Genomic DNA, 24,522 nt, shown 5'->3' with positions numbered 1-24,522 from the left:
GGGGCGCTGGACCCAATGAACGCAGAGAACCTGATTGCGCTGCTTGTCGCGGCGCCCCTGCTCGGAGCGGCGGTGCTGCTCTGCGGCGGCCGACGCCTTGACCGCGCGGGACATTGGCTCGGCACCCTGTTCGCCGCCGCCTCCTTCGTCATCGGCGTGGTGCTCTTCCTCGACATGCTGGGGAAGAGCGCCGACGACCGGGCGCTGCACCAGAAGCTGTTCAGCTGGATTCCCGTCGAGGGCTTCCAGGCCGATGTGGCCTTCCAGCTCGACCAGTTGTCGATGACCTTCGTCCTGCTGATCACCGGTGTGGGCACGCTGATCCACATCTACTCGATCGGCTACATGGCGCACGACGAGCGCCGTCGCCGCTTCTTCGGCTATCTGAACCTGTTCCTCGCGGCGATGCTGATCCTGGTCATCGCCGACAACTACCTTCTGCTGTACGTCGGGTGGGAGGGCGTCGGTCTGGCGTCGTACCTGCTCATCGGCTTCTGGCAGCACAAGCCCAGCGCGGCCACCGCCGCGAAGAAGGCCTTCCTGGTCAACCGGGTCGGCGACATGGGCCTGTCGATCGCGATCATGCTGATGTTCACCACCTTCGGCACCTTCGCCTTCGGCCCCGTCCTGGCGGCCACCGGCCAGGCGAGCGAGGGCAAGCTGACGGCGATCGGCCTGATGCTGCTGCTCGCCGCGTGCGGCAAGTCCGCCCAGGTGCCGCTGCAGTCCTGGCTGGGTGACGCGATGGAGGGCCCGACCCCGGTCTCGGCCCTGATCCACGCCGCCACCATGGTGACCGCGGGCGTCTACCTCATCGTCCGGTCCGGCGCGATCTTCAACGCCGCCCCGGACGCACAGCTGGTCGTCGTGGTCGTCGGTGCGGTCACGCTGATCTTCGGGGCGATCGTCGGTTGCGCGAAGGACGACATCAAGAAGGCCCTCGCCGGCTCGACGATGTCGCAGATCGGCTACATGATCCTGGCCGCCGGGCTCGGCCCGATCGGCTACGTCTTCGCGATCATGCACCTGGTGACGCACGGCTTCTTCAAGGCCGGGCTCTTCCTCGGCGCCGGTTCGGTCATGCACGGCATGAACGACGAGGTCGACATGCGGAAGTTCGGCGGCCTGCGCACGTACATGCCGGTCACCTTCATCACCTTCGGGCTCGGCTACCTCGCGATCATCGGCTTCCCCGGACTGTCCGGCTTCTTCTCCAAGGACAAGATCATCGAGGCGGCCTTCGCCAAGGGCGGCACCGAGGGATGGATCCTCGGCGCGGTCACCCTCCTCGGCGCCGCGATCACCGCGTTCTACATGACGCGCGTGATGCTGCTGACGTTCTTCGGTGAGAAGCGCTGGCAGCCGGACGCGGAAGGCCATGAGCCGCATCCGCACGAGTCCCCGAAGTCCATGACCATCCCCATGATCGTCCTGGCGTTCGGCTCGGTCTTCGCCGGAGGCTTCTTCTCCATCGGCGACCGCTTCCTGCACTGGCTGGAGCCCGTCACCGGCCACGACCACGGCGACGCCCCGGTCAGCGCGACCACCGTCACCGCCGCCACCATGGTGGTGCTCGTCATCGGTGTCGGCATCGCCTGGATGATGTATGGGCGCAAGCCCGTGCCCGCGGTCGCCCCGCGCGGCTCGCTGCTCACCCGGGCCGCCCGCCGCGATCTCCTCCAGGACGACTTCAACCACGTGGTCCTGGTCCGCGGCGGCGAGCACCTCACCCGCTCCCTGGTCTACGTCGACCACACCCTGGTCGACGGGGTCGTCAACGGCACGGCCGCCTCGATGGGCGGGCTCTCCGGCCGGCTGCGAAAACTGCAGAACGGCTACGCCCGCTCCTACGCGGTCTCGATGTTCGGCGGTACGGCGGTTCTCATCGCCGCGACCCTGCTGATGAGGGCGGTCTGATCACATGTCCTTTCCCCTCCTGACAGCGACGGCGGTGCTCCCGGCGATCGGCGCGATCGCCACCGCCGCCGTCCCGGCCGCACGGCGCACCGCCGCCAAATGGCTGGCGCTGCTGTTCTCGCTGGGCACCCTGGTGCTCGCGGGCGTCGTGCTCGCCCGCTTCGAACCCGGCGGCAGCCGCTTCCAGCTCACCGAATCGCACGCCTGGATCAAGGACTTCGGCGTCCGGTACGAGCTGGGGGTGGACGGCATCGGCGTGGCGCTCCTGGCGCTCACCGCCCTGCTCATGCCCTTCATCATCCTGGCGGGCTGGCACGATGCCGACCCCCTGGAGAGCCAGAGCCGGCGCTGGCGGCCGACCCAGGGCTTCTTCGCCCTGATGCTGATGACCGAAGCGATGGTGATCCTCTCCTTCGAGGCCACCGACGTCTTCGTCTTCTACATCCTGTTCGAAGCCATGCTCATCCCGATGTACTTCCTCATCGGCGGCTTCGGGGACCGGGCCACCTCCTCCGCGGCCGCTGCGGCGGCGGGCGGCGGCGACGAGAACGCCGCGGCCCAACGCTCGTACGCAGCAGTGAAGTTCCTCCTGTACAACCTGGTCGGCGGCCTCATCATGCTGGCCGCGGTGATCGGGCTCTACACGGTCGCGGGGACGTTCTCGCTCTCCGAGATCGCCGAGGCCCGCGCCAACGGCACGTTCTCCATGGCGACCAGCACCGAGCGCTGGCTCTTCCTCGGGTTCTTCTTCGCCTTCGCGGTGAAGGCCCCGCTGTGGCCGCTGCACACCTGGCTGCCCAACGCCATGGGGGAGGCGACCTCCCCGGTCGCCGTGCTGCTCACCGCGGTCGTCGACAAGGTCGGCACCTTCGCGATGATGCGCTTCTGCCTCCAGCTCTTCCCGGAGGCCAGCAAGTGGGCCACGCCGGTGATCCTGGTCCTGGCGCTGATCAGCATCGTGTACGGGGCGCTGCTCGCCGTCGGCCAGCGCGACATCAAGCGGCTGATCGCCTACGCGTCGATCTCGCACTTCGGCTTCATCGTCCTCGGCATCTTCGCCATGACGAGCCAGGGCCAGTCGGGCGCGACGCTCTACATGGTCAACCACGGCATCTCGACGGCCGCGCTGATGCTGGTGGCGGGCTTCCTGATCACCCGGCGCGGCTCGCGGCTCATCGCCGACTACGGCGGAGTGCAGAAGGTGGCGCCGATCCTGGCCGGCACCTTCCTGATCGGTGGTCTGGCCACCCTGTCGCTGCCGGGGCTCGCCCCGTTCGTCAGTGAGTTCCTGGTCCTGGTCGGGGTGTTCTCCGCGTATCCGGCGGTCGGCATCATCGCCACCACCGGGATCGTGCTCGCCGCGATCTACGTCCTGGTCCTCTACCAGCGGACGATGACGGGACCGGTCAAGGCCGAGGTCCAGGGCATGGCGGACCTCAAGGTCCGTGAGCTGGTGGTGGTCGTCCCGCTGATCGCACTGCTGATCTTCCTGGGCGTCTACCCGAAGCCGTTGACGGACATCGTCAACCCGGCGGTGCAGCACACCATGTCGGACGTACAGAAGAAGGACCCCCAGCCCGAGGTGGAGGCCGCCAAGTGAGCGCAACAGCTGTCCACAGCCTGTGGACAATGGCGGGCGGGGTGACATCGGCCGCCCCTGACGAGAAGTTCAAGGCGCCGGTCATCGAGTACGCCCAGCTGACCCCGGTCCTGATCGTGATCGGAGTCGCCGTCCTGGGCGTGCTCGTCGAGGCCTTCGTGCCGCGCCGGGCCCGCTACCACACACAGGTCTTCTTGGCCGTCGTCGCCCTGGTCGCCGCGTTCGCCGCGGTGGTCGGCCTGGCGGCCGGCGGATACGGTACGACAAAGGCGCACATCGCCGCGATGGGGGCCGTCGCCATCGACGGGCCCGCCCTGTTCCTTCAGGGCACCATCCTGCTGACGTCGCTGGTCGCCGTGTTCACCTTCGCCGAGCGGCGGCTCGATCCCGCGTCGCACGGCAACCGCGTCGACTCGTTCGCCGCACAGGCCGCCTCGGTCCCCGGCAGCGACAGCGAGAAGGCCGCGGTCAAGGCCGGGTTCACCACCACCGAGGTCTTCCCGCTGATCCTCTTCTCGGTGGCGGGCATGCTGGTCTTCCCCGCGGCCAACGATCTGCTGACGCTCTTCGTGGCCCTGGAAGTCTTCTCGCTCCCGCTCTACCTCCTGTGCGCCGTCGCCCGCCGCAAGCGGCTGATGTCGCAGGAGGCCGCGGTGAAGTACTTCCTGCTCGGCGCCTTCTCCTCGGCGTTCCTGCTCTTCGGGATCGCCCTGATCTACGGTTACGCCGGCTCCGTCTCGTACGCCCGGATCGCCTCCGTCGTGGACGGCTCCATCCAGAAGATCGACCCGGCGCTCGCCGACACCATGGGCAACGACGCGCTGCTGCTCATCGGCGGCGCGATGATCCTGACCGGCCTGCTCTTCAAGGTCGGCGCGGTTCCCTTCCACATGTGGACCCCGGACGTCTACCAGGGCGCCCCGACCCCGGTCACCGGCTTCATGGCCGCGGCCACGAAGGTCGCCGCGTTCGGTGCGCTGCTGCGCCTGCTGTACGTGGTGCTGCCCGGTCTCACCTGGGACCTGCGGCCGGTCATGTGGGGCGTCGCGATCGTCACGATGCTGGGCGGCGCGATCGTCGCCATCACCCAGACCGACATCAAGCGGCTGCTGGCCTACTCCTCGATCGCGCACGCCGGCTTCATCCTCGCCGGTGTCATCGCGGCCACGCCGGAGGGCATCTCCTCGGTCCTCTTCTACCTGGCCACGTACTCCTTCGTGACGGTCGGCGCCTTCGCCGTCGTCACCCTGGTGCGTGACGCGGGCGGCGAGGCCACGCATCTGTCGAAGTGGGCCGGGCTCGGCCGTCGCTCGCCGCTGGTCGCCGCGGTCTTCGCGGTGTTCCTGCTGGCCTTCGCCGGTATCCCGCTCACCTCGGGCTTCGCCGGGAAGTTCGCGGTGTTCAAGGCCGCGGCCGACGGCGGCGCCGGCGGACTGGTCGTCGTCGGTGTGATCTCCTCGGCGATCGCCGCGTTCTTCTACATCCGCGTCATCGTGCTGATGTTCTTCAGTGAGCCGAAGGCGGACGGCCCCACGGTCGCCGTCCCGTCCCCGCTGACGATGACCACGATCGCGGTCGGGGTCGCGGTCACGCTGGTGCTGGGCCTGGCCCCGCAGTACTTCCTGGACCTGGCGAGCCAGGCGGGAGTCTTCGTGCGGTAGGGGCGGACGCACCACCGCTGGAACAGCGCCGGACGGGCTTGGAAGTCAAGCCCGTCCGGCGCTGTCGTAGGCGGCGCCTATCGTGGCAGGGGAGTGCGGGACAGAACGGGCCGGATGCCGGGGGACAGAGCGATGAGCGGGACGGGCGTGACAGGTGTGACAGGCGTGACCATGGGTGTGACCGAGAGTGATGCGCGGCAGACGCTCCACCGGGTTTTCGGGTACGAGGCGTTCCGGGGCGAGCAGGAAGCGGTCGTCGACCATGTGGTGGCCGGCGGCGACGCCGTCGTGCTCATGCCGACCGGCGGCGGCAAGTCGCTCTGCTACCAGATCCCGTCCCTGGTCAGGTCCGGTACGGGCATCGTCATCTCGCCGCTGATCGCCCTGATGCAGGACCAGGTGGATGCCCTGCGGGCGCTGGGCGTGCGGGCCGGGTTCGTCAACTCCACGCAGGACCTGGACGAGCGGCGCTCCATGGAGGCCCAGTACGTCGCGGGCGAGCTCGACCTGCTGTACCTGGCCCCGGAGCGGCTCCGGCTGGACTCCACCCTCGGTCTGCTCTCCCGCGGTGAGATCTCCGTCTTCGCCATCGACGAGGCGCACTGCGTCGCCCAGTGGGGCCACGACTTCCGGCCCGACTACCTGGCCCTGTCCGTGCTGGGCGAGCGCTGGCCCGACGTACCGCGTATCGCGCTCACGGCGACGGCGACCGCGGCCACGCACCAGGAGATCACCCAGCGCCTGGGCATGCCCGACGCCAAGCACTTCGTGGCGGGCTTCGACCGGCCCAACATCCAGTACCGCATCGTGCCCAAGGCCGACCCGAAGAAGCAGCTGCTGTCCTTCCTCAAGGAGGAGCACGCCGGGGACGCGGGCATCGTCTACTGCCTCTCGCGCAACTCCACCGAGAAGACCGCCGAGTACCTCTGCCGCAATGGCATCGAGGCCGTCCCCTACCACGCGGGTCTGGACGCCGGCACCCGAGCGCGCCACCAGTCCCGCTTCCTGCGCGAGGAGGGCCTGGTCGTCGTCGCGACGATCGCCTTCGGCATGGGCATCGACAAGCCGGACGTGCGCTTCGTCGCCCACCTCGACCTGCCGAAGTCCGTCGAGGGGTACTACCAGGAGACGGGCCGGGCCGGCCGGGACGGCGCCCCCTCCACGGCCTGGATGGCCTACGGGCTCCAGGACGTCGTCCAGCAGCGCAAGCTCATCCAGGGCGGCGAGGGCGACGAGGCCTTCCGCCGCCGGGCCGCCTCGCACCTGGACTCCATGCTGGCCCTGTGCGAGACCGTGCGGTGCCGCCGGGCCCAGCTGCTGAAGTACTTCGGCCAGGAGCCCGCCACGGCCTCCTGCGGCAACTGCGACACCTGCCTGGCCCCGCCCGAGACCTGGGACGGCACCGTGGTCTCCCAGAAGCTGCTGTCCACGGTGGTACGGCTGAAGCGGGAGCGCGGGCAGAAGTTCGGCGCCGGCCAGATCATCGACATCCTGCTGGGCCGCAAGACGGCGAAGATCATCCAGTTCGACCACGACCAGCTCTCGGTGTTCGGCATCGGCGAGGAGCTGGCCGAGGCGGAGTGGCGGGGTGTGGTCCGGCAGCTGCTGGCCCAGGGCCTCCTCGCGGTCGAGGGCGAGTACGGCACGCTGGTGCTGACGGAGGAGAGCGGTTCGGTCCTCGGCCGGGAGCGCGAGGTGCTGCTGCGCAAGGAGGCGCCGAAGCCCGCGTCGCGCTCCTCGAAGGGCGACCGGAAGGCGAAGTCCTCGGCGGCGGCCGCCGAGCTGCCCGAGCAGGCCGTGCCGGTGTTCGAGGCGCTGCGCGCCTGGCGCGGCGCCCAGGCGAAGGAGCTGGGCCTCCCGGCGTACGTGATCTTCCACGACGCGACGCTGCGCGAGATCGCGACGCTGCGTCCGGGCTCGACCGCCGAGCTCGGTGGTGTCAGCGGCCTGGGGGAGAAGAAGCTGGCGACGTACGGGGACGGGGTGCTGGAGGTGCTCGCGTCGTTCGGCGACGCACCCGCGGAGACCTCGGCCCCGGCACAGCCCTCGGCCCCGGCACAGCCCCCGGCCCCCGCGCCGGAAGCGGCCCCGGCACCGACCGCGGAAGCGGCCCCCGCCCCGGCGGCCGTACCCGCACCTGCCGTACCCGCACCTGCCGTAGCGCCCCGCCCCGCCGTCCAGGACGCCGATCCGGAGTTCGGCTGGGACGAGGAGCCGCCCGAGTACGAGTGAGCCCGAGGCGCGGCGGGCGGCGGCCGGTCTACTCGGAGGCCGTCGCCCGGCGGCGGGAGACGATCGCGGTCAGGTCGAGGTCGACGGGGAAGGGCGCGGACACCTTCATCCGGTCATGGAAGATCCCGGTGGAGGTGTAGGCCCCGGTCGCCGGCTCCAGCTCGAAGACGTAGACGACGGCGCGGCCGTCCTGGTTCTCCACCCGCCAGTAGTGCGGGATCTTCGCCCGCGCGTACTTCACGGGCTTGGTCTCACGGTCACGCGTGATGGACTCGTCGGACACGACCTCGATCGCGAGCAGCACACTGCTCGCGGGGAACCGGGTCTGCCGCAGACTCTCGACCGCGTCGGCGCGGACGACGACCACATCGGGCTCGGGGCGGTTCTGGAAGTCGACGTCGATGGTGAATTCCCGAAAGACCTCCAGGTCGAGCGGCGCGAGTGACTGCAACTGCCACTTGAGATAGTCGATCGCGCGCTCGTGGAATACGGTCTGCGGACTCACGAAAACCAGGCTCCCGTCGATCAGCTCCGTGTGCGGAGGCAGATTGGGAAGCGTGTCCAGGTCATCGGCGGTCCAGCCGCCCACGGGCGGGACCGCCCACCGCGGCTCGGAGGCCTCGGGTTCGATGCTCATCAGTGCTCCCATGGACGCAGTCTCGCGGGAGGTTTCAGGGTATCCGCCGGGAACCGGATGAGGCTCCCCCGAACGTGTGAACGCCTCCCGCAGCACTGACCGGCGCCCCTCGCGCGGGCACCCGTCGGCGCCCGCGCCGGGCGGATACCTACCCGCCGCCCCGCCTGGTCCGGTCGGCGGCGACGAAGCGGGACAGGTCCGCCGCCGAGACGAGTGCGGCGAGTGCCCGTCCGCGCTCTTCGGTGATCCACCCCTGGAGTGACAGCTCGGCCAGGGCCGCCCCGGCCATCGCGTACTCCAGGAAGCGGCTGCGGCAGTACGGTCTGCCGCGCCGGGGGTCCGGCGCGAGCAGCAGCAGTTCCTCGGGCAGCGTCGGTTCGGGCGGCGGCGGGATCATGGCGCGGAGACGATCCGTCCGGTCACCTCGCCGAGACCGACCCGGGTGCCGTCCGGTCCCGGTGCCCAGGCCGTCAGCGTCACCGTGTCGCCGTCCTCCAGGAACGTCCGCTTGCCCTCGGGGAGTTCCAGCGGATCGCGGCCGTTCCAGGTGAGTTCGAGCAGCGAGCCGCGCTGGGCGGGCTCGGCGCCGCTGATGGTGCCGGAGCCGTACAGGTCACCGGTGCGCAGCGAGGCGCCGTTCACCGTCATCTGCGCCAGCTGCTGGGCCGCCGTCCAGTACATGGTGGAGAACGGCGGTTCCGCGACGACCTGGCCGTTGATGGCGACGGAGAGCCGGAGGTCGAAGCCGCCGGGCTGCTCCTCGTCCGTGTCGTCGAGGTAGGGCAGCAGCGGGAAGTCGCGTGCGGGCGGGGCGGTGCGGGCGGCGTCCAGGGCCTCCAGCGGGGTCACCCAGGCCGATACCGAGGTGGCGAACGACTTGCCGAGGAAGGGTCCCAGCGGTACGTACTCCCACGCCTGGATGTCGCGCGCCGACCAGTCGTTGAGCAGAGACAGGCCGAAGACGTGCTCGCGGAAGTCGGCGAGTGCGACGGGACGGCCCTGCTCGGAGCCGGTGCCGACGACGAATCCGACCTCGGCCTCGATGTCCAGCTTCACGGACGGGCCGAAGACCGGAGCCGGGTCGGCGGGGGCCTTGCGCTGGCCCGACGGGCGCGTCACATCCGTGCCGGAGACCACGACCGTGCCCGCCCTGCCGTGGTAACCGATGGGCAGATGCTTCCAGTTGGGCGTGAGCGCGTCACCGTCCGGGCGGAAGATCCGGCCGACGTTGGTGGCGTGGTTCTCGCTGGCGTAGAAGTCGACGTAGTCCGCCACCCGGTAGGGCAGGTGGAGCGTCACGGAGTCCACCGGGTGCAGCAGTGGCTCTATGTCCGCGCGGTGGGCCGGGACCGTCACCCACGCGGTAAGCGCCCGGCGCACATCGCTCCAGGCGGTGCGGCCGGCCGCGAGCAGCGGCATCAGGTCGGGCTGGGCCAGCAGTTGCGCGTAGGGCGAGCCGAGGGCCAGCGCGGCCGCGCCGGCGTCCAGCACATGGCTGCCGATGCGGACGCCGACCCGTCGCTCACCGGGCCGGTCGGGGGCGGAGAAAACGCCGTACGGAAGGTTGTGCGGGCCGAAGGGATCGCCCTCGGCCAGTTCGAGCGGGCTGCTCTGCTCGGGCATCTGTTGCTGCCTCGCTTTCCAGGTCGCTTGAGGGACACGTTACGTCGGGGGTGTCACCCGGCGGCAGAGCCCCAACGGTCCCCCGATGCCCGGAAAGTGCCGCTGTATCCCCGCGCATCCGGAGGAACGCGGGGATACATAGGCATCGTTCAGCCCGCGGTGCGCGGGATGCGCTTCTCCCAGGTCCGGTGGAAGACGACGTCGCCGCTGTCCTTGCAGACCACCTCGTTGGAGGTGATGAAGTGGGTCGCGTCGGCGGAGATCTCGGAGCGCGTCTCGATCAGCGTGTCCCAGGCCATCTCCGGGCGGTGCAGCCGGACCGTCCAGTCGGAGCGGGTGCGTGCGGAGAGCGGGTCGCTCTCCTGGATCGTGTACGTCTCGACCGCGTCCTCGGTGAATTCGAGGCCGTCCGGGTAGACCCGGGTGCCGCCGTAGCGCGGGTCCACCTCCATCCGCCACTCGCCCTTGGCGACATCGCGGATCACCAGGCGCTCGGGGCGCTGCTCGTCGAGCGTGGCCGGGTAGACGACACCGAGCGGCTGCGACTGCTCCGGCTCCTCGAAGTGGATCGCGGGGTCCTCGGTGTGCCGGCGCACCGGCAGTTCGACGAAGCTGCCCTCGGCGTCCAGCGTGAAGCCCGCCGAACCGGCCTGCGGCCAGATCCAGGGCCAGTACGAGGAGGAGATCGCGAGCCTGATCCGGTGGCCGGGCGGGAAGGTGTGCCCGATGCCGTTCAGCTCGAACGTCACGTCCTCGGTCGCCCCCACCGGCCAGTCCTGGGCGCGGTCCCGGCCGTGCCGGGCGGCGAGGTTGAGGACGCCGCGGGTGACGAGCGTGGAGGAGCCGTCGGGGGCGACGTCGCAGAGCCGGGCGACGGCCTGGCCGCGCGGTACGTCCATCCGGATGCGCAGCTGCACCCAGGGGCGGCCCAGGATCTCGATCGGGGCGTCCTCGACCGGGAACTCGAAGCACACCGACTTGGCGTCCTCGTCGCGCTGGTCGGGCGGTAGGTCGGCGTCGTTGCCGAACGGGAAGAACCGGCCCGCGTCCACCCCGGTCTGCTGTGGCGAGTGGACGGTCTGCGGGCCGCCCTTGAGGGCGTACGCGACGGGCGCGACGTTCTCCGACGGCCAGCTGGTGTCCCCGACCCAGCGGCCGGGCAGCGTCTCGTAGACCGTGGCGGGCCGGTGCGACTCGCTGATCCAGGAGCGCAGCAGTGGCTCCGACATGACGCCGGTGTCCTTCTCCTTCAGGTGCTGGTCCCACCAGCGCAGCGTCTCCTGGAGGAAGCCGATGCCGGGCCCCGGCGGCAGACCGCGGTCGGGGTACTGGTGCGACCACGGCCCGATCAGCCCGCGGACCTTCGCCGGGTCCAGGTGCTCGACGAGCCGGAGGACGGTGTCGCGGTACGGGTCGTGCCAGCCGCCGACCGCCAGGACGTTCGCCTTGATGGCGGAGTAGTCCTCGCAGACGCTGCCGTGCTTCCAGTAGTCGTCGCGTGTCTGGTGGGCCAGCCAGGTGTGGATGAAGGGGTCGACCGCTTCGAGCCGTTCCAGCCACATGTCCTTCCACGCGTCGCCGACCTGGGCCGGGTCGGGCGGCCGGCAGACGAAGGCCAGCATCGTGGCGGCCCAGGCGTGCATGTCCACGGCGAGGACCGAGCCGCCCATGTAGTGGACGTCGTTGTCGTAGCGGTCGTCCGTCGAGCACACGGTGACGATCGCCTTCAGCGGCTCGGGGGCGAGCGCGGCGATCTGGAGGGAGTTGAAGCCGCCCCAGGAGATGCCGAACATGCCGACGCGGCCCGAGCACCACTCCTGCTGGGCCAGCCAGTGGATGACGGCGACGCCGTCCGCGAGCTCGGCCGCGTCGTACTCGTCGCCCGGCAGCCCCTCGCTGTTGCCGTGGCCGCGCACGTCGACGCGCACCGAGGCGTAGCCGTGGCCCGCGTACCAGGGGTGGCGCTGCCAGTCGCGCGGCGCCGTCCAGTCGCTCAGCCGGTAGGGCAGGTACTCAAGCAGGGCGGGCACCGGTTCATCGGTGACCGGCCGCCAGATCCGGGCGTACAGCCGGGTGCCGTCCGGCAGCGGGATACGGATGTCCTCGTGGGTCGTCTCGTACGGGAGTTCGGTGCGGATGTGCATGGGGGTACCTCATCGGACGGGGTGCATGGTGCGCTTGAGCCAGGGGGCGGCGGCGACGACGGCCAGACCGGCCACCACCGCGATAGCGCCATTGACACCGAAGTAGGCGGGGTTGGAGACCTCGCCGTACAGCTTCACGATCTGGGACTGGATTCCGTTGGCGAGGGCCAGTGAGAGGAACCAGAGAGCCATCGTCTGGCTGGCGAACGCCTTGGGGGCGAGCTTGGTGGTCGCGGACATGCCGGAGGTCTCCACCAGGATGTCGCCGAGTCCGAGCAGCAGGTACGAGCCGACGATCCACCAGGCGGCCATCTTGTAGGTGTCGTCGGAGTGCCCGGAGGTCGGCAGGACCATCAGCAGGAACGAGAGCCCGCCGAGGATCACTCCGATCGCGATCTTGTTGGACGCGTGCGGCTGGCGCGGGCCCATCCTCGCCCAGACGGCGGCGACCACCGGAGCGAGTGCCACCTCGAACGCGCCGAGCGCCGAGGCGTACCAGCTGGCCGGGAAGTGGAAGCCGAAGATCTCCGTGCGGGCGTTGGCCGACGCCAGCAGAATCATCGTCGAGTACGCCTGGAAGAGGATGAAGTTGAAGACGACGGAGGCCAGGAACAGCACCACGTACGGCCGCAGCCTGCCGCGCTCCTCGGCGCTGACCCGGGGGCTCCTGAACATCACCACGAAGTACACGACCGGTGCGATCACCGAGATGAGGGTGAGCAGGTCGACGAAGCGGTCCATGGTCAGCCAGCCCGCCAGCGCCAGTGCGGTGGCGAGCGCGGCGACCACGACGGCGCCGATGACGATGAGCCGGACGGCTCGGCGCATCGGTGCGGGGGCCAGGGCGAATTCGGCGGTGTTCTTACGCCCGGCCAGGTGACGCCGGCCCAGTACGTACTGGATCAGGCCGAGCGTCATACCGAAGGCGGCGGCCGAGAAGCCCCAGTGCCAGCTCGCGTGGTCACCGAGCCAGCCGGTGACCAGCGGGCCGAGGAACGCGCCGATGTTGATGCCCATGTAATAGAGGGCGAAGCCGGCGTCGCGGCGCTCGTCGTCGGTGCGGTAGAGCTTGCCGACCATGGTGGCCACATTGGGCTTGAGCAGGCCCGTTCCGGCACTGATCAGGCCGAGGCCGACCCAGGTCATGGCGTTGGTGGGCACCGCCATGGCGTAATGCCCGATGGCGATGAGGATGCCGCCGTACAGGACGGCGCGGTACGAGCCGAGAATCCGGTCGGCCAGCCAGCCGCCGGCCACGGAGACCAGGTAGACGAGGGTGCCGTAGGCGGCGGAGACGGACGCGGCGGTACCGGCCGCCATCCCCATGCCACCGTTGCTGACGGTGTCGGCGAAGTAGAGGACCAGGATGGCCTGCATGCCGAGGAACGAGAACCGCTCCCAGACCTCCAGGCCGGACAGGGTCATCAGACCTCGTGGCTGGCCGAAGAAGGCGTGGTCGTCACCCGGCGGGGGCTGGGCGGGTTCGGTGTCGGTAGCGGTGTGGGACAAAGGGACAACTCCTGATCGTATGAGCTGATCCCGAACATACCGGCGGTGGCGGGAAGCCGCCCACGGTGATCCAAAGGGGACCGGATACGCTGACTTGAGTGATGGCAGCGACACATCGACATTCCGTGTGATCGTCAGCAGACAGGAGATCCCCTCGTGACCGTCGTCGGGCCGTTCGGACTGAGCGTGCGGGACCAGGCTCTTGAAGCCGGTGTCCAGGCCGGTTTGGCTGCTGTCGAGTCGGGGCTGCTCGATGCGACCAAGAGCGAGGTGCCCTTCATCACAGAGGCCGCGCAGCACCTCGTGCACGCGGGGGGCAAGCGGTTCCGCCCGCTGCTCGCGATGCTGGCGGCCCAGTTCGGTGACGCCGAGGCCCCGGGCGTGGTGCCCGCAGCCGTCGTCGTCGAGCTGACGCACCTCGCGACGCTGTACCACGACGACGTGATGGACGAGGCCGACGTCCGGCGCGGGGTCGACAGCGCCAATTCGCGCTGGGGCAACTCGGTGGCGGTGCTGACCGGCGACTTTCTCTTCGCGCGCGCGTCGCACATCCTGGCCGACCTCGGCCCCGAGGCCGTGCGCATCCAGGCGGAGGCGTTCGAGCGCCTGGTCACCGGCCAGATCCTGGAGACCGCGGGCCCGCGCGACGGCCGCGACCCGGTCGACCACTACCTCGAAGTGATGCGCGGCAAGACCGGTTCGCTGGTCGCCGTGGCCTGCCGGTTCGGCGCGATGATGGCCGGTGCCGGCGAGTCGGCGACCGACACCCTCACCCAGTACGGCGAACGGCTCGGCGTCGCCTTCCAGCTCGCCGACGACGTCCTCGACATCGCCTCCGACTCCCACGAGTCCGGCAAGACCCCGGGGACCGACCTCCTCGAAGGCATCCCGACGCTGCCCGTGCTCCATCTGAGGGCCCAGGCGGAGGCCGACGGCAAGCCGGACGACCTGGCGCTCGTCGAGCTCCTGGACGGCGACCTGACCGACGCCGGCCGGCTCGCCGAGGCGCTGCGCCGGCTGCGCGCCCACCCGGCGCTCGAACAGGCCCGGCGCGACACCATCCGGTACGCCGAGGAGGCGCGGGCCACGCTGGCACCGCTGCCCGGCTGCTACGCCAAGTCCGCCCTGGAAGAGATGTGTGACGCCGTGGTGCACCGCGCGGGCTGAAGCCTGTCGGGGCGGCTCCGCCCGCCGCCCCCTACGGGTTGGCGGAGCGACAGCCCCTCGGTGTCATACCGAAGAGGTACGAGGAGTTGCTCCCTCGGGCTGACGCTTACGGCTCCCCGATTTGGTCAGATGGAGAACAACCACTCCTGACCAAAACGGGTGAGAATGGCGGCACGGAGTGGACGAGTGCATCCGGACGGAAGCCGCCGACCACGGAGGTAGGGCACACATGGCACCGAACGACAGCGCGGGGACCAACGGCACGGCCCCGCACGGCACCACGGGTACCGTCGCGGGCCGCCGGAAGGCGGTGCGCTACATCGTTCCGGTAGCGGTGGCGGGAGTGGCGGCCGCGACGATCGGGCTGGTCCCGGCGCTCGCGAGCTCGGGCGACCCCGATCTGCCGGAGATCACCGCACAGGAACTCATCGAGAAGATCGCCGCCTCGGACGCGCAGCAGCTGTCCGGCACGGTGAAGATCAGCACCGACCTCGGCATCCCGTCGGCCGGCGGCCTGGCAGGCTCCTTCATCCCGGACGGTGCGGGGGACAAGGGCTCGGCGAGCGCCGACCCGCAGGCGAAGCTGACCGAGCTGGCGTCCGGCACGCACACCCTCCGGGTGGCCGCCGACGGCCCCGACAAGCAGCGGGTGTCCATCCTGGACGACGCGTCCGAGTACAGCCTCATCCACAACGGTGACCAGGTCTGGGCCTACGACAGCAAGTCGAACGCGGTCTACCACGCGAAGGAGAAGGCCCCGGCCGGTACGGAGCGCGGCGGGCACCCGGTCCCCGACGGCGTACCGACCACCCCGAAGGCCTTCGCCGAACAGGCCCTCAAGGCCGCCGACGGCACCACGTCCGTGAAGGTCGAGGGCACCGCGCAGGTCGCGGGCCGCGATGCGTACCGGCTGGTCATCAAGCCCGAGCAGAGCGGCTCCACGATCGGTTCGATCACCGTCGCGGTGGACGCGAAGACCGGCGTGCCGCTCAAGTTCACCCTGTTGCCCAGCAGCGGTGGCAAGGCGGCGGTCGACGCGGGGTTCACCTCGGTCGGCTTCGGGAAGCCGGACGCGTCCTTGTTCTCCTTCACCCCGCCCAAGGGCGCCGAGGTCACCGAGGCGGACAGTGCCGGAAACCGCGAGAAGGCCCGGGAGGCGGAGAAGGCCGAAGGCGGCCTGGGCGCGCTCAAGGGCATGAACGCGATCGGTGAGGGCGTGAACACGATCGGCAAGGGCTGGAACACGATCGCCGAGATCAAGACCCCCGGCGGCACCGGCATCCCCTCGAAGGCGTCGGGCGACGTACCGGCCGAGGCGCAGCAGTTCCTGGACTCGTTCGGTGACAAGGTCACCGGCACGTTCGGCTCGGGCACGGTCTTCAAGACCCGCCTGGTCAACGCGCTGATGACCGACGACGGCCGGGTGTACGTCGGCGCGGTCACGAAGGACGCGCTGGTGAAGGCGGCCGACAACGCCGGCTGACACCCGACCGCGCGCCAGCGCGTGCACCACGCATCCGCCCCGCCGTAGCCTCCGTACGGCGGGGCGGACGCGGTCCGCGCCCGCTGCCGCGGGTTCGCTCCGGCGCATCCGTTCGGCGAGTCCGCTCCGGCGAACCCATGGGGAGTACGCATGACCGAGTCCGAGACCGTGCCGGTGACCGGCCCCGGGACCGTGAGCGGTCCACGGCCGGCGACGGAGGCCGCTCCGGTGATCGAGACCCGGGGCCTGACCAAGCGGTACCGGGGCGGCCAGCTCGCCGTCGACGGGCTCGACCTCACCGTCCCCGGCGGCAGCGTCTTCGGCTTCCTCGGCCCCAACGGCTCCGGGAAGACCACCACCATCCGGATGCTGATGGGGCTGATCGATCCGACGTCCGGCACCGCGAGGGTCCTGGGCCGCCCCATGCCGGACGCGTCCCGCACCGTGCTCCCGCACGTCGGGGCGCTGATCGAGGGGCCCGCGCTGTACGGATTCCTGAGCGGCCGGGACAACCTCGTGCGCTACGACCGCGCCGACCCGACCGCCGATCCGCGCACCCGCCGCGCCCGCGTCGGCCACGCCCTGGACCGGGTCGGCCTGGCCGCCGCGGGCGGCAAGAAGGCGCGGGCGTACTCGCTGGGCATGAAGCAGCGGCTCGGCCTGGCAGCCGCCCTGCTCCGGCCCCGCCGGCTGCTCGTCCTGGACGAGCCGACCAACGGCCTGGACCCGCAGGGCATGAGGGAGATCCGCACCCTGGTCCGGGAGCTGGCGGCCGAGGGCACCACCGTCTTCCTCTCCTCCCACCTGCTGGACGAGATCGAGCAGGTCTGCACACACGCGGCGGTCATGGCACGGGGCCGGCTGCTCACCCAGGGCCCGGTCGCCGACCTCGCGGCAGGCACCCGCGGCCGGCTCGCCGTCACCACCCCGGACCCGGCCGGTGCCGCCCGCATCCTGAAGGAACACGGAGTCACCGGGCTCACCCTCGACGGCGACCGGCTGCGGGCCGACGCCCCGCCGGGCTCCGTCGAACTCGCCGACCTGAACGCCGCCCTGGTGCGCGGCGGAGTACGGGTACGGTCCTTCGGCGTCGAGCGGGCCTCGCTGGAGGACGCCTTCGTCGCGCTCACCGGAGAGGGATTCGATGTCGCAGGCTGAACAGGTACGCGAGGAGGCCCGCCCGCTCCGGCGTAATCCGCTGTGGACGCTCGGCATCCTGCGCTCCGAACTGACCACCACCCTGCGCCGCTGGCGCACCATCGCCCTGCTCGGGGTGCTGGCCGCCGTCCCCGTACTGATCGGGATCGCGGTGCGGATCGAGACGGCCAACGGCTCCTCGGCCGGTCCCGGCGAGGGCGGGGCCGGGCCCGCGTTCCTCTCCCAGGTGACCAACAACGGCCTCTTCCTGGTCTTCGCCTCCCTCGCCGCCACGCTCCCGGTCTTCCTCCCGATGGCGGTGGGCGTCATCGCGGGCGACTCCGTCGCGGGCGAGGCCAACGCGGGAACGCTGCGCTATCTGCTGGTCGCACCGGCCGGCCGGACCCGGCTCCTGCTCGCCAAGTACGCCACCACGCTGGCCTTCTGCCTGATCGCGACCCTGGTCGTGGCGGCTTCCGCGCTGGTCGTGGGCGCCCTGCTGTTCCCCGTCGGCGACGTCACGACGATCTCCGGCACCCGGATCGGCTTCGGCGAGGGCCTGTTCAGAGCGGCGGTCATCGCGGTGGCGGTCGCGGCGTCACTGATCGGCTTCGCGGCGCTCGGACTGTTCGTCTCGACCCTCACCAACAGCGGCATCGCGGCCATGGCGGCGACGGTCGGGGTCCTGATCACGGTGCAGATCGTGGACACCATTCCGCAGCTGCACGGGATTCACCCGTATCTCTTCCCGCACTACTGGCTGTCCTTCGCGGACCTGCTGCGCGCCCCCGTCTACTGGGACGACCTGGTGAAGAACCTGGAGCTCCAGGGGCTGTACGCGGCGGTGTTCGGCTCGGCGGCCTGGGCGCGTTTCACGGCGAAGGACATCACGGCCTGACCGATACCGGGACCCTCACCCGTACCGTCGGCCGGGCGAGCCGTCCCCCGATCGGCTCGTCGCGGCACGAACGGCACGAACGGTGCGAAGGATGGGAACGGGCCGACACGGTACGTTCCGTTTCCGCTTGAGTATTGTTCGACCTCTGGCGACGGACTGTCAACAAGGATTGGCTCGAACAGCCCTATGCTCACCGAATGATCACATCGCCGAGTTCATTGCGCCGTAGCGAGAGCTCACGCAGGGCGACCCTGGAAGCCGCCCTCGACCTCTGTACGGAGAAGGGCTACGGCCGCGTCACCGTCGAGGCCATCGCGGCGCGGGCGGGTGTCAGCAAGAAGACGATCTACCGCTGGTGGCCGTCGAAGAGCGCGGTGCTGCTGGAGGCGTTCACGGAAGCGCTGGTCCAGGCCACCCCGTCCGCCGACACCGATGACATCGCCGCGGACCTGCGGACCCATGTGACCGGCGCGGTCGGCGTGCTCTCCGTACCGCCCTACGGCCCCGCGTACGCCGGAATACTCTCCGAGGTCCACCACGACGACGAGTTGGCCGAAACGGTCCGCACCCAGCTGATCGAGCCCCGCTTCGAAGCCGTGGTCAGCCGGCTGCGCAGCGCCCAGGAACAGGGCCAGATCCCGCCGGGCGCCGATCTGCGGCTGGCGGTGGAGATGCTGTACGGCCCGGTCTACTACCGCCACGTACTGCGCAAGCCGATGCAGGGGGCGGAGGCGGTGGCGTCGCTGGTCGACCATGTGCTGCGGTCGCTCGGGGCGTTGACGGGCTGACGCCGGCGGCGGGGTGCGGTTCGGCCCTGTCCTGACAAGCGTTTCGGCCCCGGCGCAGCGTCCTTCCCCGCGAAAGCCAGGCGCCAAGTGCCTGTAGCCGTCAACAATGTTGGTATGACCATCACCTCGCAGTCCCTCTCGTTCGACACGGCTGCCGCCGACTACGCCGCGAACCGTCCTTCGTACCCGTCCGGACTGCTCGACGCGGTCGAGGAACTCACCGGCCGCCCGCTGGACGGTGCTCGCGTCGCCGACGTCGGAGCCGGCACCGGACTGGCGACGACGCTTCTGCGGGCCCGCGGAGCGAACGTCATCGCCGTCGAGCCCGGCCCCGGGATGGCCTCTCAGTTCCGTCTCGGCCTGCCCGGAGTCCCCCTCGTGATCGGGAACGGCAACAACCTGCCGCTGGCCTCCGACTCCGTCGACCTCGTCACCTATGCCCAGGCCTGGCACTGGACCGATCAGCGCAAGTCCGTCCCGGAGGCGCTCCGGGTCCTGCGCCCCGGTGGTGCACTCGCCCTCTGGTGGAACGACTCGGACAGCACCATCGCGTGGATCGCCGACCAGGACGCGCGCCTGCGCCGGCTCTTCGGCGCCGAGGACAGCCCGCACGACCCCATGGCCCGGTTCCGCCGACTGCCGGACGAGCTCGGCTTCGTCCACCGGCACGTGCCGTGGACCCGGAGCGTTCCTCTCGACATGCATCTGGCCAACCTCGCCAGCTACTCCGACTTCCTCGTCCTCGGTAAGGAGGCGACGAACACCTTTGTCGCCGAGGAGCGCGACCTCCTGACCGACGTTTTCCCGAACGGGATGGTCGAGGAGCACTACGTGGTCAGCCTGGCTGTCGCCATCCGCTGACACGGCGCTGCGACAGGGGGGTGCCGGTCAGCCGAAGACCCGCTCCAGGACCACTGCGACCCCGTCGTCCTCATGGGACAGGGTCACCTCGTCCGCCGCGGCCCGTAGGAGCGGATGGGCGTTGGCCATCGCCACCCCGTACCCGCAACTGCGGAACATCGGCAGGTCGTTGGGCATGTCACCGAAGGCGATCGCGGTCGCCGGGTCCAGCCCCAGGTGCCCGGCGGCGAGCGCGATCCCGGCGCCCTTGTCGATGCCGTACGGCTGGAGCTCGACCGTGCCCGGCCCGGACAGCGTGACGGTCGCCAGATCCCCGACGGCCGCGTGGGCGGCGGCCGCCAGCGCGTCGTCGTCGAGCTCCGGGTGGCGGATCAGCACCTTGATGACCGGAGCGGCCCACAACTCGTCGCGGTGCAGGGTCTGTCGGGCCGACAGCGCGGGGTGCGGCATCAGATAGCCCGGCTCGATCAGGGTCCGGCCGTCCGCCCCGTCCTGGTCCACCGCGGCGAAGACCTGCCCCACCTGGGCCTCTATCTTGCCGAGCGCGGCGGCGGCCGCCTCCCGGTCCAGGCTCACCGCATGGATCAGGCGCCCGGCCCCGGCGTCGTACACCTGTGTCCCCTGCCCGCAGACGGCGAGCCCCCGGTACCCCAGCCCGGCGAACAACTCCCTTACGGCAGGCACCGGTCGGCCGGTGACCACCAGGTGGCGGGCCCCGGCGGCAGCGGCGAGTCCGAGCGCGGCGCGGGTGCGGGGGCTCACGGTGTCGTCGCGGCGCAGCAGGGTGCCGTCCAGGTCCGTGGCGACGAGGGCATATGCGGGCGGGGGAAGCATGGGGCGAGCGTAAACGGTCCGATCCAGGCGCCCGCCGGGGGAGCGGGGCCGACGAGGAGCTCCTGGCCCCCCGTGGCCCGGGGTACGGAGCTTCTCGGGGCACTGCACCCGGGCAAAGCTGCTGGAGTAGAAGCACGCTCGGTGATCACGCGCCCATGGAGGCTCCGCGGCACCGCGCCCGTGGCGGCCGGCCGCGAAATTGGATTGTCTGGCCGCGGCCCATCGGATAGGACTGCCGGGTGATACGCAGCGGAAGCATCGGGCTTCGAGCCCGCCACGAAAGTGACGTCCAGGTCCTCCAGTCCGAGCTGTACGACGACGTGGTGACACGCTCACGCGCCGACTCCCGCCCTTGGCAGCCCATCGCGCCGGGATCGACGCACTCCCCCTACACGATCGCCGAACCCTCCGACGGGGCGGCGTGCTTCTCGGTGGTCGAGCTGTCCGCGCAGGAACTGGCCGGTGAAGCGCTGTTGTGGGGCATCGACAGCCACAACAGGACGGCGCACCTGGGGATCTCGCTGCGGCCGGACTTCCGGGGCCGCAACCTCGGCACCGACATCGTGCGCGCACTGTGCGAGTACGGATTCGTGGTGCGGGGTCTGCAGCGGCTGCAGATCGAGACCCTCTCGGACAACCTTCCGATGATCAAGGCCGCGGCCAGGTCCGGATTCACCCTGGAGGGCACCCTGCGCCGCTCGGCATGGGTGTACGGCGCATTCGCGGACGAGGTCATTCTGGGGCTGCTGTCCGAGGAGTGGAAGCCGCAGTCATGAGCGGCTGAGGCCGTTGCCGCCGTTGTCGCTGTACGAGGACGTGAACCAACGGGGGGATTCGGTCGTCACGGGATGCCCTTTCGCAACTCGCTGATCAAGGCCACGGGCGCCGCCTGTGACATCGCTTCGCCTTGTAGTCGATCAGGAACGCAACCCGTTCATCGGCCTGTTCGGGGGTGATCGCTCGTGCGTAACTCCGCAACCGCACGACGACAGGGAGGCGACCCCCTGCCCGGCCGAGTGCATTGCGGGGCGGCATGGTTGCCGCCCCGCTCACGCCTACTGCACGCAGAACTCGTTCTCCTCCGGGTCGCTCATCAGGGTCCACGTCCCGCCCGGTTCCGCGAACTTGCGGAGCACCTTCGCGCCCAGCCCCTCCAGGCGGGCCACCTCCGCCTCGCGGCGGTCCGGTCCGGCGTGCACGTCCAGGTGGAGGCGGTTCTTCACCGTCTTGGACTCGGGGACGCGCTGGAACAGCAGGCGGCGCCCGAGACCCGTTCCGCTCTCCTGCTCGAACGGGTCGTCCGGGTGCCGGGCCGCCGCCAGGTCCAGCCAGGCCTTCCGGCCGTGCGCGGTCGTCGTGATCGCCTGCGGTACGGCTCCGAGGCCCAGGAGGCGTTCGACCAAGGGGCTGTTGTCCTCGATCTCGTAGCCGAGGGCGGCGGCCCAGAATCCGGCCTGGGCGTGCGGGTCCGCAGCGTCGATGACGATCTTCCAGTCAAGAGGCATGGCGCCATTCTGGCCCGTCCGGGCCCGCTTCGGAGTCGAATCACTGTTCGGGTGTGACGGAATCTCAGCCTGCTCGGACCGATGCCAGCCGGGCGAAGGCCACCACGTTGGACTGGTAGCCGCCCGCGCTGCGGTCGTAGGCGCCGCCGCAGGTGAGCAGGCGGAGTTGGGCGTCCTTCGTCGGTCCGTAGACATGGGTGCTCGGGAAGTCGTTCTTCTCGTACTCCTCGATCGCGTAGACGCGGAAGGTCGCGATCTTCCGGTCCGCGCGGCGGACGTCCACGGTGGCGCCGGGCGGCAGCGCGTCGAGTCCGGCGAAGGCGGCCGGGCCCGTGGGGGTGTCGACATGGGCCACCACGATCGCGTTGCCCGGGGAGCCCGGCGTCACGCCGTCCCGGTACCAGCCGGCCAGGTTGCGGTCCGCCGGGTCGGGCACGCCGAGCTTGTCCCGGCTGTCCAGGGTCAGGTCCACCAGGGGCGCGCTGACGCCGAGTCCGGGGATGTCGATGCGGACGGGGCGGGCGGCGGGGAGGGCGGCGGGGCGGGCGGCGGGGAGGGGCGCCGCCGCCGTGGGAGCGGGGCCGGACCGGGCGACGGTCCCGGTGCCGGACTCCGCGAGGGGGGAGCCCAGCAGCAGGACCAGCGCCGCTGCGGCGGCCGGGATCAGCCCGGCCGCCCCGGTCAGGCGCGGGAACGGCCGGCGAGGCGGCCGTTCCCGCGGGACGCGGGCGCTCAACCGCGCCGGCGCCGCGCCGTGCGGAGCCCGCCGACAGCGGCGGCGACCGCTGCCAGCAGCCCGGCCGCGCCGATCGCCAGGCCGGGACCGGAGAGGCCGCCGGAGCCGGAGCCGGTCAGGGCGGTGGAGCCGCCACCCGCGTCGACCGGGCCGTTCGGCAGCGGTGCGCCGCCGTTGCCGTGGCTGCCGCCCGTGCCGCTGTCGCCCGTTCCGCCGCTGCTGTGGCTGCCGCCCGTGCCGCTGTCGCCCGTTCCGCCGCTGCTGTGGCTGCCGCCCGTGCCGCTGTCGCCCGTGCCGCCGTTGCTGTGGCTGCCGCCCGTGCCGCTGTCGCCCGTGCCGCCGTTGCTGTGGCCGCCGCCCGTGCCGCCGTTGCTGTGGCTGCCGCTCGTGCCGCCGCCGCTCGTGCCGCCGTCGCCGTGACTGTCACCCCAGTTTCCCTTGCCTTGGCCGTTGCCGTGGCCGCCAACCCAGTTGCCTTGGCCCTTGCCTTGGCCCTTGCCGTGGCCGTCGCCCCAGTTGCCGTTGCCGTGGCCGCCGCCGGGCGGGCTGGGCTTGGGGTGGTGGGGGTGCGTGGGGGAGGGGGACGGGCCGTGACCCGTGTCGGCGTCGGTGATCCGGCTGTGGTCCGTGGCGCTCACGCCCGTGCGCACCGGGCCGTCGGTGCCGTCGACGGCGACGGTCAGTTCGGCCGTCACGTCGAGCCGTCCTGTCGGCGCACCCTCCGCCGCGGCCAGGGTGAACGCGGCCCCGGCCTTTCCGCCCGGCTCCATCGTGGCGCCCGCCCGGAGGTTGGTCCGCAGTTCGCCGGTGAGTGAACCGTCCGCCTGCTGGGTCAGGGGGACCGTGGAGCCCTCGGACATGACGGTCAGCTGGTCCGGCTTCAGCCCGGCCGGGCCCTTGAGCGTCAGACGGGTGCCGATGCCCTGGTACTCGGGGCCGTCCGCCGGATCGGTGTAGGAGGCGTCGGCCGGGCGGGGGCCGTCTCCCGCCTTGATCTCCGTGGGGACGGTGAGCGCCGCCGACGCCCGGCCGGTGACGGCGAAGTCCCAGGTGGTGCCCTTGGCGGTGATGTTGTCGACGTAGGTGTTCAGCGTGCCGTTCGGGTCGCCGAGCCGGCCGATGTTGGCGATCACCCCGTACGCACCCTCGCACGCCGTGACGAAGTGCGACAGCGGGGCGTCCCCGCCCGCCGGGATGCCCGCCACGGCACGCGAGGTCCGCATCACGGAGTCGCCGGTGAGCCGGTACTTCTGCCAGGTGTCCGGCTCCAGTGCCGCGCCCTGCGTGTCCGTGTTGTGGCCGGGTTCGAACGACAGGGTGGTGAAGCCCCCGCAGGACGCCGGGAACTGCAGGTTGGCGCCGACATTGGTGACGCTGGAGCCCTCGGACGCCGTGTACGCCCAGTACGAGACGCCCGCGTCCAGCAGCGGCTGCATCGGTTCCGGCGTCCAGGTCGAGTTGAAGTAGTGGGCGGCCTGGGCCTGTTGTCCGGCCGCGATGGACAGCCGCAGGCTGCCGTTCAGGTGGACCGGGTCGGGCTTCGGGGAGACCACCTGGACCCCCGGCTCCCGGTCGGGGGTCGTTTCCTGGAGGCGGAGCCAGGGGCCGTTGGGGCCGAGCCCGTCCTGATGGACGGTCCGCACGGTGTCGTCCGCGACTGCGGTGGGAGCGATTCCGCAGGTGAGGACGGACACGGCGGACAGGGCGGCGGTGGCGGTCGCGGTGCGCAGAAGCGTGCGGGACGTCCCGGACGCGCGCAGGGGTCGAGTCATAAGATGTGAGGAAAATAT

Annotated in this window: 20 protein-coding genes; 11 read left to right on the top strand and 9 right to left on the bottom strand. The window is 70.9% G+C overall.

Annotated elements, in window-relative coordinates; all coding sequences use genetic code 11:
• Positions 1-15 precede the first annotated feature (15 nt).
• The 4 genes from nuoL (at position 16) to recQ (ending at position 7,410) form a co-directional block, all read left to right on the top strand.
• Positions 16-1,917 carry an NADH-quinone oxidoreductase subunit L gene (gene nuoL, locus OG322_RS14590; protein WP_123460991.1) on the top strand — a complete coding sequence of 634 codons (1,902 nt, stop codon included), beginning with the start codon at positions 16-18 and terminating at the stop codon, positions 1,915-1,917.
• 4 nt (positions 1,918-1,921) lie between these two features.
• Positions 1,922-3,517, top strand: a complete 1,596-nt coding sequence (locus OG322_RS14585; RefSeq protein ID WP_123460992.1) for an NADH-quinone oxidoreductase subunit M — start codon at positions 1,922-1,924, stop codon at positions 3,515-3,517.
• Positions 3,514-5,178: an NADH-quinone oxidoreductase subunit NuoN gene (nuoN, locus tag OG322_RS14580; protein WP_266411224.1), complete on the top strand. Its 1,665-nt coding sequence runs from the start codon at positions 3,514-3,516 to the stop codon at positions 5,176-5,178. The genes OG322_RS14585 and nuoN overlap by 4 nt, the downstream gene beginning before the upstream one ends.
• A 171-nt stretch (positions 5,179-5,349) precedes the next feature.
• Positions 5,350-7,410 (top strand): DNA helicase RecQ, encoded by a 2,061-nt coding sequence (gene recQ / locus OG322_RS14575; protein ID WP_329307734.1) that lies wholly within the window; start codon positions 5,350-5,352, stop codon positions 7,408-7,410.
• A gap of 28 nt (positions 7,411-7,438) precedes the next feature.
• On the opposite strand, the gene OG322_RS14570 is transcribed toward recQ, so the two are convergent.
• The 5 genes from OG322_RS14570 to OG322_RS14550 form a co-directional block, all read right to left on the bottom strand.
• Positions 7,439-8,047 (bottom strand): Uma2 family endonuclease, encoded by a 609-nt coding sequence (locus tag OG322_RS14570; protein WP_123462348.1) that lies wholly within the window; start codon positions 8,045-8,047, stop codon positions 7,439-7,441.
• 148 nt (positions 8,048-8,195) lie between these two features.
• On the bottom strand, positions 8,196-8,444 hold the full coding sequence (locus OG322_RS14565) for a GPP34 family phosphoprotein (RefSeq protein ID WP_124284756.1): 249 nt from the start codon (positions 8,442-8,444) through the stop codon (positions 8,196-8,198).
• Positions 8,441-9,670, bottom strand: a complete 1,230-nt coding sequence (gene fahA, locus OG322_RS14560; protein WP_123460994.1) for a fumarylacetoacetase — start codon at positions 9,668-9,670, stop codon at positions 8,441-8,443. Before fahA ends, OG322_RS14565 begins: the two co-directional genes overlap by 4 nt.
• Before the next feature lie 149 nt (positions 9,671-9,819).
• A complete protein-coding gene (locus OG322_RS14555; RefSeq protein ID WP_123460995.1) occupies positions 9,820-11,814 on the bottom strand; it encodes a CocE/NonD family hydrolase in 1,995 nt (664 codons plus the stop codon).
• 9 nt (positions 11,815-11,823) lie between these two features.
• Complete coding sequence (locus tag OG322_RS14550; RefSeq protein WP_123460996.1) at positions 11,824-13,323, bottom strand: peptide MFS transporter; 1,500 nt, start codon at positions 13,321-13,323, stop codon at positions 11,824-11,826.
• Positions 13,324-13,479: 156 nt separating this feature from the next.
• On the opposite strand from OG322_RS14550, the gene OG322_RS14545 reads away from it, so the two are divergent.
• From OG322_RS14545 to OG322_RS14520, 6 genes are all read left to right on the top strand, one after another.
• Positions 13,480-14,490, top strand: a complete 1,011-nt coding sequence (locus OG322_RS14545) for a polyprenyl synthetase family protein (protein ID WP_123460997.1) — start codon at positions 13,480-13,482, stop codon at positions 14,488-14,490.
• 229 nt (positions 14,491-14,719) lie between these two features.
• Positions 14,720-15,973 carry a LolA family protein gene (locus OG322_RS14540; protein WP_124284758.1) on the top strand — a complete coding sequence of 418 codons (1,254 nt, stop codon included), beginning with the start codon at positions 14,720-14,722 and terminating at the stop codon, positions 15,971-15,973.
• 150 nt (positions 15,974-16,123) lie between these two features.
• Positions 16,124-17,131: an ABC transporter ATP-binding protein gene (locus tag OG322_RS14535; protein ID WP_241200106.1), complete on the top strand. Its 1,008-nt coding sequence runs from the start codon at positions 16,124-16,126 to the stop codon at positions 17,129-17,131.
• The gene (locus OG322_RS14530) at positions 17,118-18,008 is read left to right on the top strand and encodes an ABC transporter permease (protein WP_329306513.1); all 891 of its coding nucleotides are present in this window, start codon (positions 17,118-17,120) and stop codon (positions 18,006-18,008) included. The genes OG322_RS14535 and OG322_RS14530 overlap by 14 nt, the downstream gene beginning before the upstream one ends.
• Before the next feature lie 197 nt (positions 18,009-18,205).
• The gene (locus OG322_RS14525; protein WP_123461000.1) at positions 18,206-18,796 is read left to right on the top strand and encodes a TetR/AcrR family transcriptional regulator; all 591 of its coding nucleotides are present in this window, start codon (positions 18,206-18,208) and stop codon (positions 18,794-18,796) included.
• A gap of 114 nt (positions 18,797-18,910) precedes the next feature.
• A complete protein-coding gene (locus OG322_RS14520; RefSeq protein ID WP_123461001.1) occupies positions 18,911-19,657 on the top strand; it encodes a class I SAM-dependent methyltransferase in 747 nt (248 codons plus the stop codon).
• Positions 19,658-19,684: 27 nt separating this feature from the next.
• Here the strand turns inward: OG322_RS14520 and OG322_RS14515 are convergent, their stop codons facing one another.
• A complete protein-coding gene (locus OG322_RS14515) occupies positions 19,685-20,491 on the bottom strand; it encodes an HAD family hydrolase (protein WP_124284761.1) in 807 nt (268 codons plus the stop codon).
• 239 nt (positions 20,492-20,730) lie between these two features.
• Here OG322_RS14515 and OG322_RS14510 point away from each other — a divergent pair, with 239 nt between their 5' ends.
• A complete protein-coding gene (locus tag OG322_RS14510; RefSeq protein WP_329306512.1) occupies positions 20,731-21,267 on the top strand; it encodes a GNAT family N-acetyltransferase in 537 nt (178 codons plus the stop codon).
• A 279-nt stretch (positions 21,268-21,546) separates the two neighbouring features.
• On the opposite strand, the gene OG322_RS14505 is transcribed toward OG322_RS14510, so the two are convergent.
• The 3 genes from OG322_RS14505 to OG322_RS14495 all read right to left on the bottom strand — a co-directional run bounded on the left by OG322_RS14505 (position 21,547) and on the right by OG322_RS14495 (position 24,504).
• On the bottom strand, positions 21,547-21,996 hold the full coding sequence (locus tag OG322_RS14505) for a VOC family protein (protein WP_124284762.1): 450 nt from the start codon (positions 21,994-21,996) through the stop codon (positions 21,547-21,549).
• A gap of 64 nt (positions 21,997-22,060) precedes the next feature.
• Entirely contained in the window at positions 22,061-22,732 is a 672-nt protein-coding gene (locus tag OG322_RS14500; RefSeq protein ID WP_260146764.1) for a class F sortase, read from the bottom strand.
• A complete protein-coding gene (locus OG322_RS14495) occupies positions 22,729-24,504 on the bottom strand; it encodes a hypothetical protein (RefSeq protein ID WP_329306511.1) in 1,776 nt (591 codons plus the stop codon). The genes OG322_RS14500 and OG322_RS14495 overlap by 4 nt, the downstream gene beginning before the upstream one ends.
• Positions 24,505-24,522 lie beyond the last annotated feature (18 nt).

It is taken from the genome of Streptomyces sp. NBC_01260, assembly GCF_036226405.1.
GTDB lineage: Bacteria > Actinomycetota > Actinomycetes > Streptomycetales > Streptomycetaceae > Streptomyces > Streptomyces laculatispora.
Note: the sequence above shows the minus strand (reverse complement) of the source record. Positions and strands in the feature narration are given on the sequence as shown.

Bases quoted from the DNA above. Each gene is read 5' to 3' on its own strand.
- OG322_RS14495 (WP_329306511.1), bottom strand. From the start codon at position 24,504: ATGACTCGACCCCTGCGCGCGTCCGGGACGTCCCGCACGCTTCTGCGC.
- OG322_RS14505 (WP_124284762.1), bottom strand. From the start codon at position 21,996: ATGCCTCTTGACTGGAAGATCGTCATCGACGCTGCGGACCCGCACGCC.
- OG322_RS14535 (WP_241200106.1), top strand. From the start codon at position 16,124: ATGACCGAGTCCGAGACCGTGCCGGTGACCGGCCCCGGGACCGTGAGC.
- OG322_RS14515 (WP_124284761.1), bottom strand. From the start codon at position 20,491: ATGCTTCCCCCGCCCGCATATGCCCTCGTCGCCACGGACCTGGACGGC.
- OG322_RS14530 (WP_329306513.1), top strand. From the start codon at position 17,118: ATGTCGCAGGCTGAACAGGTACGCGAGGAGGCCCGCCCGCTCCGGCGT.
- OG322_RS14570 (WP_123462348.1), bottom strand. From the start codon at position 8,047: ATGAGCATCGAACCCGAGGCCTCCGAGCCGCGGTGGGCGGTCCCGCCC.
- fahA (WP_123460994.1), bottom strand. From the start codon at position 9,670: ATGCCCGAGCAGAGCAGCCCGCTCGAACTGGCCGAGGGCGATCCCTTC.
- OG322_RS14520 (WP_123461001.1), top strand. From the start codon at position 18,911: ATGACCATCACCTCGCAGTCCCTCTCGTTCGACACGGCTGCCGCCGAC.
- OG322_RS14525 (WP_123461000.1), top strand. From the start codon at position 18,206: ATGATCACATCGCCGAGTTCATTGCGCCGTAGCGAGAGCTCACGCAGG.
- OG322_RS14565 (WP_124284756.1), bottom strand. From the start codon at position 8,444: ATGATCCCGCCGCCGCCCGAACCGACGCTGCCCGAGGAACTGCTGCTG.
- OG322_RS14555 (WP_123460995.1), bottom strand. From the start codon at position 11,814: ATGCACATCCGCACCGAACTCCCGTACGAGACGACCCACGAGGACATC.
- OG322_RS14540 (WP_124284758.1), top strand. From the start codon at position 14,720: ATGGCACCGAACGACAGCGCGGGGACCAACGGCACGGCCCCGCACGGC.
- nuoL (WP_123460991.1), top strand. From the start codon at position 16: ATGAACGCAGAGAACCTGATTGCGCTGCTTGTCGCGGCGCCCCTGCTC.
- recQ (WP_329307734.1), top strand. From the start codon at position 5,350: ATGGGTGTGACCGAGAGTGATGCGCGGCAGACGCTCCACCGGGTTTTC.
- OG322_RS14585 (WP_123460992.1), top strand. From the start codon at position 1,922: ATGTCCTTTCCCCTCCTGACAGCGACGGCGGTGCTCCCGGCGATCGGC.